At 65.1% G+C, this 11,602-nt stretch carries 7 protein-coding genes; 5 read left to right on the forward strand and 2 right to left on the reverse strand.

Annotation, left to right across the window (positions count from 1 at the left end; translation table 11 throughout):
• Positions 1 to 44 precede the first annotated feature (44 nt).
• The 4 genes from AC5E6W_RS11945 to nagA all read left to right on the forward strand — a co-directional run bounded on the left by AC5E6W_RS11945 (position 45) and on the right by nagA (position 4,893).
• A complete protein-coding gene (locus AC5E6W_RS11945) occupies positions 45 to 548 on the forward strand; it encodes a type IV pilin protein (protein ID WP_491752527.1) in 504 nt (167 codons plus the stop codon).
• Positions 549 to 619: 71 nt separating this feature from the next.
• Positions 620 to 1,270, forward strand: a complete 651-nt coding sequence (locus AC5E6W_RS11950) for a LolA family protein (protein WP_491752528.1) — start codon at positions 620 to 622, stop codon at positions 1,268 to 1,270.
• 158 nt (positions 1,271 to 1,428) lie between these two features.
• Entirely contained in the window at positions 1,429 to 3,636 is a 2,208-nt protein-coding gene (locus AC5E6W_RS11955; protein WP_491752529.1) for a family 20 glycosylhydrolase, read from the forward strand.
• A gap of 84 nt (positions 3,637 to 3,720) precedes the next feature.
• The gene (gene nagA / locus AC5E6W_RS11960) at positions 3,721 to 4,893 is read left to right on the forward strand and encodes an N-acetylglucosamine-6-phosphate deacetylase (RefSeq protein WP_491752530.1); all 1,173 of its coding nucleotides are present in this window, start codon (positions 3,721 to 3,723) and stop codon (positions 4,891 to 4,893) included.
• 20 nt (positions 4,894 to 4,913) lie between these two features.
• On the opposite strand, the gene AC5E6W_RS11965 is transcribed toward nagA, so the two are convergent.
• Positions 4,914 to 5,837 carry an N-acetylglucosamine kinase gene (locus AC5E6W_RS11965; protein ID WP_491752531.1) on the reverse strand — a complete coding sequence of 308 codons (924 nt, stop codon included), beginning with the start codon at positions 5,835 to 5,837 and terminating at the stop codon, positions 4,914 to 4,916.
• Between the two features lie 140 nt (positions 5,838 to 5,977).
• Between AC5E6W_RS11965 and AC5E6W_RS11970 the strand changes: the two genes are divergently transcribed.
• Positions 5,978 to 10,726, forward strand: a complete 4,749-nt coding sequence (locus AC5E6W_RS11970) for a sodium:solute symporter family transporter (RefSeq protein WP_491752532.1) — start codon at positions 5,978 to 5,980, stop codon at positions 10,724 to 10,726.
• A 38-nt stretch (positions 10,727 to 10,764) separates the two neighbouring features.
• Here the strand turns inward: AC5E6W_RS11970 and AC5E6W_RS11975 are convergent, their stop codons facing one another.
• Positions 10,765 to 11,466, reverse strand: coding sequence for a GntR family transcriptional regulator (locus AC5E6W_RS11975; protein ID WP_491752533.1), 702 nt, complete (start codon positions 11,464 to 11,466; stop codon positions 10,765 to 10,767).
• Positions 11,467 to 11,602: the final 136 nt, after the last annotated feature.

Genomic DNA, 11,602 nt, shown 5'->3' on the forward strand with positions numbered 1-11,602 from the left:
GGGACACCGAAAACACGTTCGCGATTCATACTCAGAGGACCATCATGCCGAACCGCCGCCGCACTCTGGAAGCCGGCTTCACCCTGATCGAGCTGCTGATCGTGATGTCGGTCATTCTGATCCTCATCACGCTCGCCGTGCCCGGTTACGAGAGCGTGAAGAAGAAGACCAACGAAACCTCCGCCATGAACTCCGTCCGTACCCTGAACTCCATGGAGAGCGAGTACAACTCGCAGTATCCTTCGCGCGGCTACGCATGCACGCTGGCTCAGCTGGGCGGCAAGCAGGGCTCCGGAGCGCCATCGCCCGACGCCGCACAGCTCATCCCCGACGATCTCGCCACCGGCTCCAAGGCCGGCTACACCTTCACCATTAAGTGCGGCGACAAGAACACCACCGCCGGGGTCGACCAGTACAACAGCTACCAGATCCTCGCCGCACCCACCACCGTCGGCAAAACCGGCAACCGCGGTTTCTGCAGCGACGAAAACGGCCAGATCCACTTCGATCCGGCGGGAGGCAGCAACTGCACCGAGACACTGCAGTAAGCCTGAACACAATCACCTCAGATGCCCCATCCATGCCGCAGCCTCATCGCGCCCTGGGTGGGGTTCTCCGTTTGGCAGCGGTAGCGCTCGCTCTAACGCCCGTCGCTCTCGCGCAGACGCCCACCGCCGCGTCGCTCGCCCACAAGGTCGACGACCACTACAACCACCTGCATTCGCTCACCTGCCGCTACACCGAGCGCTATCGCGGCCTCGGCATGGACCGCAGTGAGACTGGCACGCTGACCCTCGCCAAGCCCGGCCGCATGCGCTGGGCGTATGACGCGCCCGTCGGCAAGGTCTTCGTGCTCGACGGCAAGTTCGCCACGTCCTACACGCCCGGCGACGCACAAGCCACCCGCCTGCCCCAGTCCCAGCTGAACGACATGCGCACGCCCCTGCGCTTCCTCCTCGGCCACACCGAGCTCGCGAAGGAGCTCACCAACATCACGCTGACCCTCGTTGGGACGCCCGACCACCCGCTCTACACCCTCAGCGGCGCACCGAAGGTCAAGCTCGGCGATCCCGCCTCGCCCGTCAGTTCCATCGCGCTAACGGTGGACGCAACCGGTCAGATCCACACCATGCGCCTTGAGCAGACCGACGGCACTCGCACCGATTTCGCCTTCACCGACATGCGCGAAGACCTGCCAACTACACCCGCCGACTTCAGCTTCATCCCCCCGCCCGGCGTGACGGTCATCAACGGCCAACCTCCTATGTAGTAGCGGCTTGCCGTTAGCCGCTACGCGGATAGCAGCGATGCTGTCAGCGCTTCGCGTTAGGAAGTGCGACGTGAATTTCGCTAACGGCGAAGCCGCTGACGAGACAGTCGCCAACGCGAGCGCTAACGGCGTAGCCGCTTCCTAGTAATCTGGACACCATGCGATCGAGTCTTCTCGCCTCTGTTGTTCTGACCACCGCTATTGTCTTTTCCTCGGCCCTCACCGCGCAGACGCCCGACTCGCTGCACCTCATCCCTATCCCGCGCGACGTGCGCCCCAGCGCGACTCTCCCGCTCTCGCAGGGAGTCCGCATCGACTGCCAGCAGCCCTGCGATGCGGAAGACTCTTTCGCCATCGCCGACCTGACTGCGACACTCGCCACACGCCACATCCCCGTCGTCACCACACCCTCCGCGCCGCATATCTTCGTCGCCCGGATGAGCACGCCGCTGGGCCAGCAGACGTACAGCGAATCTCTCCCCGCCGGCTCTTCCGCAAACGCAGCCATGCCTGTCGAGATGCAGCCCGAAGGCTACGTCCTTCTGCCCGATCGCAACGGAGATCGCGTCAGCGGCCTCGCGCTCACGGCCAGCACCTCCGCCGGCGTCTTCTACGCTCTACAGACCGTAAAGCAGCTCATCGTCGGCGACGGCCCCAACGCGCAGCTGCACACCGCCATCGTCCGCGACTGGCCCGCGATGAAGTGGCGCGGCCTGCACGACGACCTCTCCCGCGGCCCCATCGACACCCTCGAATTCCAGAAGAAACTCATCCGCACGCTGGCCTCGTACAAGGTCAACCTCTACTCGCCCTACTTCGAGACCACGCAGGCCTTCCCGTCGAATCCGCTGGGCGCTGTCCCAGGAGCCGCGCTTACGCCGCAGGATGCGATGCAGCTCGTCGCCTACGCCGCGCAGTTCCACATCACCGTCGTGCCGGAGCAGGAGGCCTTCGGCCACCTGCGTCACCTGCTCACGTGGGAGAAATACTCTTCCGCTGCCGAGACACCGCACGGCGCTGTGCTCGCACCCTCCGAGCCGCAGTCCATGCAGATCATCGACGGCATGTTCAAGGACCTCGCGCAGATGTACCCCGGCCCGTTCCTGCACGTCGGCGCGGATGAGACCTTCGAGCTCGGCGCCGGCAAGACCCGCGCGGATGTCGACGCGCGTGGCCTCGCCCCCGTGTACCTCGACTACATGAACCGCATCGTCACGGACCTGCAGCCACTGCACCGCAAGATCCTCTTCTGGGGAGACATCGCACAGTCCGCACCGGACAAGCTCAAGGCCATGCCCCAGAGCTTCAAGGACCAGACCATCGTCGTCCAGTGGGGCTACTCGCCCGACCCCAGGGGCTTCGCGAAGATGCTCAAGCCCTACGCCGACGCCGGCTTCCAGTTCTGGGTCGCTCCCGCAATCAACAACTACCGCCAGGTCTTCCCCAACCAGCGCGAGGCACTGCTCGACATCCAGGAGTTCACCCGCGACGGCCAGAAGTTCGGCTCCCAGGGCCAGCTGAACACGCTCTGGAACGACGATGGCGAGTCGCTCTCCAACATGAACTGGTACGGCATCCTCTTCGGAGCCGCAGCCGCATGGCAGCCTGGCGAAAGCTCCATCGAAGCCTTCCAGGCCTCCTACGGTCTGCAGTTCCACGGCGACAGCTCTGGCCTCGTCGATCAGGCCGAGAGCGAGATCACCGCAGCCATGGCGCTGCTGCAGGACACCAAGGTGATCGCCGCCACCGAAGGCAGCGACGGCCTCTTCTGGGTCGATCCCTGGTCGCGCGATGGCCAGGTGATGGCCGCCAAGATGCGCCCCATCGAAACCGAACTCCGCCTCCACGCCGAAAAGAGCATCGAGCTCATCGCCAAAGCCCGCACGCAGAACCCCAGCCTGCGCGAGACCGAAGCCCTCGACGCCATCGACTTCGGAGCCCGCCGCATCGACTTCCTCGGCCTCATGTTCCAGCTCTCCGACGAGATGATCAATGGCTACGCGCAGGCCCAGGCCACGCTGGCTGCAGGTCAGTGGCGCAAGGCGCGTCCCGGGGTCGCCGCGCTGCTGTCGGACATCAACAGCGTCAACGGCCGCCTGCAGGACCTCACCTACGGCTACTCGCAGCTGCGCCAGATGTACCAGGAGCAATGGCTACGCACCTATCGCCCCGCCAACCTGCAGCCCGTACTCGAGCGCTACGACTTCACCATCCACCGCTGGCTCGCGCGCGTGGACGCGGTGCGCAGCGTGCAGCGCCAATGGACCGACCAGCACACCCTGCCCGACGCCTCGCTACTCGGCATCCCGGCCCCGATCACCCCTGTCGCGCCATCGCCCGTACCTCCGCCGCTGCCCGGGCACTGACATCTGGCCAACTGGCATCTGGAGACTCCAAGCTCAAAACTCCTAACTCCAAACTCAATGCCCACTTTTTGAAAGCGCGCCACAATGCCCTCCACCCCCCTCACCGCCCGCCACCTCTACACCGACATCGGCGAGATCGAGTACCCCGTCATCGACGTCGCAGCAGACGGCACCATCGCGGGCATCAGCTCCGATCCTGACGCGCTCTCCAGCGACACCACCGTACTCACGGCAACGTTTCTCGACGTACACACGCACGGTGCCGTCGGCCATGACGTGATGACGGCCTCCGCTGCAGACCTCGCCGAGATGCAGCGCTTCCTCGCAACACGCGGCGTGGGCCACTACCTGCCCACCACCGTCACTGCCTCCATCGACGAAATCCTCCACGCGCTCGAATCGCTCGCAGATGCCATCGAAGTCTTCGCGGCTTCGCCCCAGCCCGGCCAGGCCGCACCCATGGGCATTCACCTCGAAGGCCCATTCCTCTCCCACCTGCGCCGCGGTGTCCATCCAACCGCGCTTCTCATCCCACCGACGCTCGAACTCTTCGACCGCTTCCAGCAGGCCGCCCGCGGACACATCCAGCTCATCACAGTCGCGCCCGAACTCCCCGGAGCACTCGAGTTCATTCGTCATGCAACCGACCGCGGTGTCCGCATCAGCCTCGGCCACACTGACGCCAACACCGAGCAGGCCATCGCCGGCATCGCCGCCGGAGCCACCAGCGCAACGCACACTTACAACGCCATGCGCCCCATGGACCACCGCAACCCCGGCGTGCTCGGCGCCGCGCTCACTACGGATTCGCTCTACGCCGAGATCATCGCCGACGGCATCCATGTGCACCCGAAGATGGTCGACCTCTGGCTCAAAGCCAAGGGAATCGATCGCGGCATCCTCGTCACCGACGCCATGTCCGCCGCCGGCATGCCCGATGGAGATAACTACTCACTCGTCGGCCTCGCCGTCGTCGTGAAGGATGGTCGCGCACAACTGAAGGACGACCTCGCGCAAGGCAAAAGCACCCTGGCCGGCTCCATCCTCACCATGGACAAGGCCGTTGAAAACATTCAAGCCTTCACCGGCGCGTCGCTCCCCGACGCCGTCCGCCTCGCCAGCCACAACCCCGCCGCGATGCTAGGCCAACCCCAGTGGACCCGCCTCGCCCCCGGCATGCCCGCCAACCTCAACCGCTTCGACGCGGACGGAAGACTCACGGCAACCTACCTCAACGGAGCGCAGGTCAAGTCTTAGCTGTTCTGCTGTTCTGCTAATCAGCTGTTCTGCTGCTTTCTAGCCCGCCACACCGCACCCTCCAGTGGTTCCACCGGCTTATCGCCAAACTTCAGCTCCGGCGTCACCGCTAGCAGGTGCGATTCCATTGACCGTCGTACCCGCGGGATCTTTCCCAGCACATTGCCGGTAAAGGCCAGCTGCGAAAAATCCTGCGCCTTGCAGGTCGTGAGCGCCTTCATCTTCGAGATCACCAGCCCCACCTGCGCTGCCAGCTCTTCGCCCGCACGCTCCAGCACGCTGATCGCCAGCGTGTCGCCATTCTCGGCGCAGGAAGCCACCACCATGCAGAGCTCGGAGAAGTCTGGCCGGATCCTCTGGTTGGCGCGCGCTACCAGATCGCCGAGGTCGTCCAGGTCCCAGAAGTCTTCGATCTCGCGCAGCACGCAGGTATTGACGCCGCGATCCTTCGCGCGAAGGCCCGCCCGAAGGGCTTCAAGGCCAATCCAGCTGCCCGAGCCTTCGTCACCCACCATCGGACCCCATCCCCCCGCCGTAACACGCGTACCGTCGCTGCAGCGGCCCATCACGTTCGATCCCGACCCCGCAATCACCAGCATCCCCGGACCGCCCTGGAAGGCCGCCTCCAGTGCAATCTCCTCATCCCCGAGGATGATAATGTCGCCTGAAGCCACGCTTCCGATCGTCCGCTCCGCCCAATGGCAGACTTCGTGGCTGGAGTTCCCCGCCAGCCCGATGCAGGTGCGCGTCACGCTGTCGAGCGAGATACCAGCCTTACTGGCGGCCTCGCCGATCACCCGCTTCAGCCGCTCCGTCGCGACCTCTTCGCCCACGCCCATGATCTTCACGGTGCCGGTGCTGGCGCATCCCAGAACCTTGGTATCGTCCGCCACCCAGCAGCGCGTTCCGGTCCCGCCTGCGTCCAACCCCAGAAACATCCCCATCCATTACCACCTTTCCTCTGCCGCCCCGGTCGTGCGGCTGCACGGGCCGCTATCATAACCTCCGGGAGCAGCCGGCGTCGCCAGACTTTTATCGAAGATCGTCCGGAATCGCACTCGTCCACCGACAGGAGACACTCGCATTGCCGGAAGCCCTAGCCGCCCTCGCCCTGAACGTCCGCACCGGACGCCTCGGCCCGCTCGATCTCACGCTGGTGGCGCTGTACCTCGTCGGCATTACGATGTTCGGCCTCCGCTTCCGCAACAAGGGCGATTCCACCCAGGGCCGTTCGCTCAAAAGCTACTTCCTCGCCGATAACACCATCCCCTGGTGGGCCATCGCCCTCTCCATCGTCTCCGCCGAGACCTCCACCCTGACGATCATCTCCATCCCCGGTGTTGCCTTCGCGGGCGATTTCGGCTTCCTGCAGGTGGTAATCGGCTACATGCTCGGCCGCATCGTCGTGGCCCTGCTCTTCCTGCCACGCTACTTCGCCGGTGAGATGCTCACCGCCTACCAGCTCATCGACCAGCGTTTTGGGCACACGCTCCACAAGGTCACCGCCGGCCTCTTCCTTCTGACGCGCGCTGCAGCCGAGGGGGTGCGCGTTTTTGCAGTCTCCATCGTCGTCGCCATCGCCATCGGCACCGGCGACGTGCTCTCCATCGCGATCATCTCAGCGCTGACCCTGCTTTACACCTTCGAAGGTGGCATGGCCGCCGTCGTCTGGACCGATGTGGTCCAAATGGGAATCTACGTCGCCGGAACCCTGGTCGCCGTCTGGTCCCTCGGCCACCACATCCCCGGCGGTTGGGCCACGATCCACCAGGTCGCCGGAGCCGCCGGCAAGTTCCACATGCTGAACTTCGCCTTCAACCTCACGACGACCTACACCTTCTGGGCCGGAGTCCTCGGAGGAACCTTCCTCACCATGGCTTCGCACGGCACCGACCAGCTCATGGTCCAGCGCCTCCTCGCCGCCAAGAACCTGCGCGAATCCCGCCTCGCCCTGCTTAGCTCCGGCGTCGTCATCTTCTTCCAGTTCACGCTCTTCCTTCTGATCGGCGCCGGCCTCTACGTCTTCGCGCAATCGGGCGCAGCCACAGCACTGGGTGGCCCATCCTTCGCGCACTTTGCGAAGGGTGGGGTAAGCACCGCCGCCAACGCCGGCAGCTGGATCCAAGGCCTCTCGCCCGACAAGATCTTCCCCACCTACATCGTTCGCGAGATGCCCATCGGCATCGCCGGCCTCCTCGTGGCCGCCATCCTCGCCGCGGCCATGTCCAACCTCTCCGCCGCGCTCAACTCACTTTCCTCCACCACCGTCGTCGACTTCTACATGCGCCTCCGTCCCAACGCCGACGACCGCGAGCGCGGCCTCATCTCGAAATCCTCCACCGTCCTCTGGGCGCTCGTCCTCTTCGCCATCGCCGTCTACTCCATCAAGGTCGGAGGCAAAGGCCACGTCGTAGAAATCGGCCTCTCCATCGCGTCAGTCGCCTACGGCTGCCTGCTCGGCGTCTTCCTCCTCGGTACCCTCACCAAGTTCGCCAGCGAGATCGGTGCGACCATCGGCATGGTCGTCGGCTTCGCGCTAAACCTGTGGCTCTGGCAGGGGACCTTCCCGAAGACCATATGGCGCGGCGACATCATGCACTGCGGTACAGAAACGACCTCCACGCCCAACACCGTGAACCTTGCGAACTGTACCGTCTCGCAGATCACCATCCCCCACATCGCCTTCACCTGGTACGTCCTCATCGGCGCCGCTGTCACCTTTCTCGTTGGAGCCCTCATGAGCCTCATCTTCCGCAGCCGCAAGCGCACCACACTCGCTGGAGTGGCGCTACTGCTCGTCATTCCGAGCGCAGCGAGGAACCCCTGTATTTCGTCCGCACAGGCACAACAGCCACAGGCGACCGCGCCCTCTGGCCCCTCGGCCCTTGGCCCTGGACCCTTGGCCCCTGAGCCCTCGTCTTACGACTTCTCCGCCGTCACCAAGCTCATGACCGACGCCACCGCCGCGCACAAACCCGCCGGCGCGGTCGTCGTCATCGGCCACAACCAGCACATCGTCTTCCACCAGGCCTTCGGCAACCGCAAGCTAGACGGCGAACCCGGCCTCGACGGCACCCCATCCCCGGCCGAACCCATGACCGAGGACACCATCTTCGACATGGCCTCGCTCACCAAGTGCCTCGCCACGGCGACCTCCATCATGGAGCTCTACGACGCGCACAAGATCGCCAGCTTCGACGACCCGGTCGAGAAGTACATCCCCGAATTCAACCCCGCTGTGAATGGAAGGCGCGACCCCACCCGCAGCAAGGTCACCCTGCGCGTGCTCCTCACCCACACCTCCGGCGAGCCACCCGACGTCTCGCTCAAGGAGCCCTGGGGCCTCGCATCGCCCGACAAGGAAGAAGGCTTCCGCCGCGCCCACACCGCCGTCCTCGCCTCCGAACCCGGTACGAAGTTCGTCTACTCGGACATCAACTTCATCCTGCTCGGCGAGATCGTCGAGCGCCTCAGCGGCCAGCCCGAAGACACCTACGTCCGCCAGCACGTCTTTCTCCCGCTGGGCATGCAGGACACGCGCTACCTGCCGTACCACAAGATCTGCGGCCCGCATAAGCTCGTCGGCGCGGCCATCGTGTGGGCGCCCAACCCTCCCGGCCGCTACCTGCTCGCCTGCCCCGGCGATACCTGGAGCGCCAGCCTGCTCCCGCGCATCGCCCCCACCACGCACGACGACGAAGGCACCCGCGACACCAACACCCACTTTGACATGCTCACCCGCGGCACCGTGCACGATCCCACCACCCGCCGCATGGGTGGCGTCGCCGGCCACGCCGGGGTCTTCTCCACCGCGCACGACATAAGCCTCTACGCGCAAGCCTTGCTCGACAAGCTGCTCCGCAACACCGGCCCGTTCCCTGTCTCGCAAGCCACGCTCAAGCTGATGGTCTCGCCCGAGCAGCCCGCAACGGTGCAGCCCAACACCATCCTCACCGTCGATTCAAAAGCCCCCAAGGCCGCAACCCCCACGCTGATGCCCACACAGGGCACACCTCTGCGCGGCTTCGGCTGGGACATCAACACGGCCTTTTCCCGTCCGCGCGGAGCCATCTTCCCCACCGCCGCTCCCGCCACGCCCTCAGCCGCGATGCCCAGCTTCGGCCATACCGGCTTCACTGGCACCACTTTGTGGATCGACCCCACCTCCGACAGCTACGTCATCCTGCTCTCCAACGCCGTCCATCCCCGCGGTAACAACCCCATCACGACCCTGCGCGGCGAGGTCGCCACCGCCGCTGCCCAAGCGCTCGGCCTTGACTCCGCCCAAACTGTGTCATCTCGACCGGAGCGAAGCGAAGTGGAGAGACCTGCTGGTGGGATTTCGGGTGCCCCGGGTCCCGATTCTGGGACCCGGGTTTTGACTGAGTCTGTCGATCCCCTCCACCGTCGGCCGTCTAACCCGAGCATGACGGCGCGTCGCGTTGCAGTGAAAGCGGAGCTGAAGACCGAGTACAGGAAGTGGCCCGACGAGCCAATGGTCTCTGAGCTCTCCGGTACAAAACAGACCCTCACCGGGATCGACGTCCTGGAATCCACCCACTTCACCGCCCTCGCCAACTACCACCACCTCGCCGTCCTCACCAACCAAACCGGCCTCGATGCCCAAGGCCAACGCACCATCGACATCCTCCACGCGCACTTCCTGACAACGAAGAACCAACAACTAACAGCCCTCTTCACCCCCGAACACGGCCTCTCCGCCCAGCAAGACACCACCCACCAACGAGCCGAAAAAGACGAAGCCACCAACCTCCCCGTCATCTCCCTCTACGGCGCCCACGATGCCAACCGTCGCCCCACCCACGCCCAGCTCAAGGACCTCGACGCCGTCCTCATCGATCTCCAGGACGCTGCCGGCACCCACTTCTGGACCTACGAATCTGCCATGGGCTACTTCCTCGAAGCCGCCGCGACAGAACAGACCGACTTCCATCACCACATGGAAGTCGTGATTTTAGACCGCCCCAACCCCGTCGGCGGCCTCGCCGTCCAGGGGCCCGTCTCCGACCTCGGTCGCGAATCCTACATCAACTACATGCCGCTACCCGTTCGCCACGGCATGACCATGGGCGAGCTTGCGAAGTACATCGTCGCGACCAAGCACCTCGCCACCACCCTCGTCGTCGTCCCCATGCAGCACTGGCAGCGCAGCATGTTCTACGCCGACACCGGCCTCCCCTGGGTCAACCCCAGCCCCAATCTCCGCTCCCCCGAAGCCGCGCTGCGCTACCCCGCCCTCGGCCTCATCGAATACAACAACATCTCCGTAGGCCGCGGCACGGATCACCCCTTCAGCTTCTTCGGCGCCGGCATCCCCCCCACCAAACCGGACGCCAGCACCGCCACCGGCGGCCTCACCGACACGACCACAAATGTGTCATCTCGACCGGAGCGAAGCGGAGTGGAGAGACCTGCTTCTGGACCCGCACCCACCGCCTGGTTCCACGCGCAAGAAGTAGCCAACTACCTCACCGCCCGCAACATCCCCGGCGTCACCTTCACTCCCACCACCGAAACCATCGCCGAAGACGCCAACCACTATCCCTTCCACGGCCAGACGATCGAAGCCGTCCGCGTCACCCTGACCGACCCCAGGCAGGCAGACACCCCCGAGCTGGGCATCGAGATCCTCTCCGCCCTGCACCACCTCTACCCCACCCAGTTCAATCTCGCGCGCGCGATGCCCCTGATCTGCAATCAGGTCACCATGGACGCCATCACCCGCGGCGACGACCCACGCACCATAGCGCAGAGCTGGCAGCGCGGCCTCGCAGCCTTCAACACCGAACGCGCGAAGGCGCTCCTGTACTGAGAGCGCCCCCGACAGCTGATCTTCTCTTCGATTGAGGCCTACGCCTCAGCCGCCAAAGCGAACTCTCCAGCTCCCGGCGCAGCCAGCGGAGCCTCGATCTCCCGCTCCATGACATCCAGCAACGCATCGCGCGTGAAGAGGATGTGCTCGCTCAGGGCCTCCACCGCCGCATCGCGTTCGCCGCGGCGCAGCGCCTCCAGGATCTTCGTGTGCCCCGCAGGAGTTGCAGGCGCACTCAGGTGGAAGGTCTTTGCACGCGAGAGCAGGCTCTTGTGCTGCACGTTCTCCAGCATCCCCACCAGCTCGCTATTCCCGGAACTCGCCGCCAGCAGCGAGTGGAAGCGCATATCTTCGTCCACATGACGCAGCTTGTCGCCGCTGCGCAGGTGCTCCTTGGTCCGCTCGATGCTCTGCTCGAGCTCGTCGATGAGCCGCGGCGTGATCTCCGCAACGCGCACCGCGTAGGTCTCCAGCACCTCGCGCACGTTGTACAGGTCGCGCGTCTCCACCAGCGAAAAGCGCCGGACAAACGCCCCTCGTCGCGGCGAGATCACGATCAACCCCTCCGTCTCGAGCCGGTTCAGCGCCTCGCGCACCGGCGACTTGCTGATGCCCAGCCGCGACGCGACAGACTCTTCGGTAAGGCGCTCTCCCTCGGCGAGCGAGCCGTCCAGCAGGTATTTGCGTACGCTCAGGTACGCCATCTCGGTCAGGTTGGGAACCCTGGGAAGTCTCAGCATTCGTGGCAGTCCCTTTCAGATCGAAGAGTAGCGGCGACCGCCATCGCTCTTGTTCGAGCTTCCGGCTGGCGCCGCCCGCAAACGACGATGGGTCCCCCCGGGCGGGCAGGACCCATTCGCCGCACGCAGCTAGTGT

The organism is Bryocella sp. (genome assembly GCF_058498515.1).

Bases quoted from the DNA above. Each gene is read 5' to 3' on its own strand.
- nagA (WP_491752530.1), top strand. From the start codon at position 3,721: ATGCCCTCCACCCCCCTCACCGCCCGCCACCTCTACACCGACATCGGC.
- AC5E6W_RS11945 (WP_491752527.1), top strand. From the start codon at position 45: ATGCCGAACCGCCGCCGCACTCTGGAAGCCGGCTTCACCCTGATCGAG.
- AC5E6W_RS11965 (WP_491752531.1), bottom strand. From the start codon at position 5,837: ATGGGGATGTTTCTGGGGTTGGACGCAGGCGGGACCGGAACGCGCTGC.
- AC5E6W_RS11975 (WP_491752533.1), bottom strand. From the start codon at position 11,466: ATGCTGAGACTTCCCAGGGTTCCCAACCTGACCGAGATGGCGTACCTG.
- AC5E6W_RS11955 (WP_491752529.1), top strand. From the start codon at position 1,429: ATGCGATCGAGTCTTCTCGCCTCTGTTGTTCTGACCACCGCTATTGTC.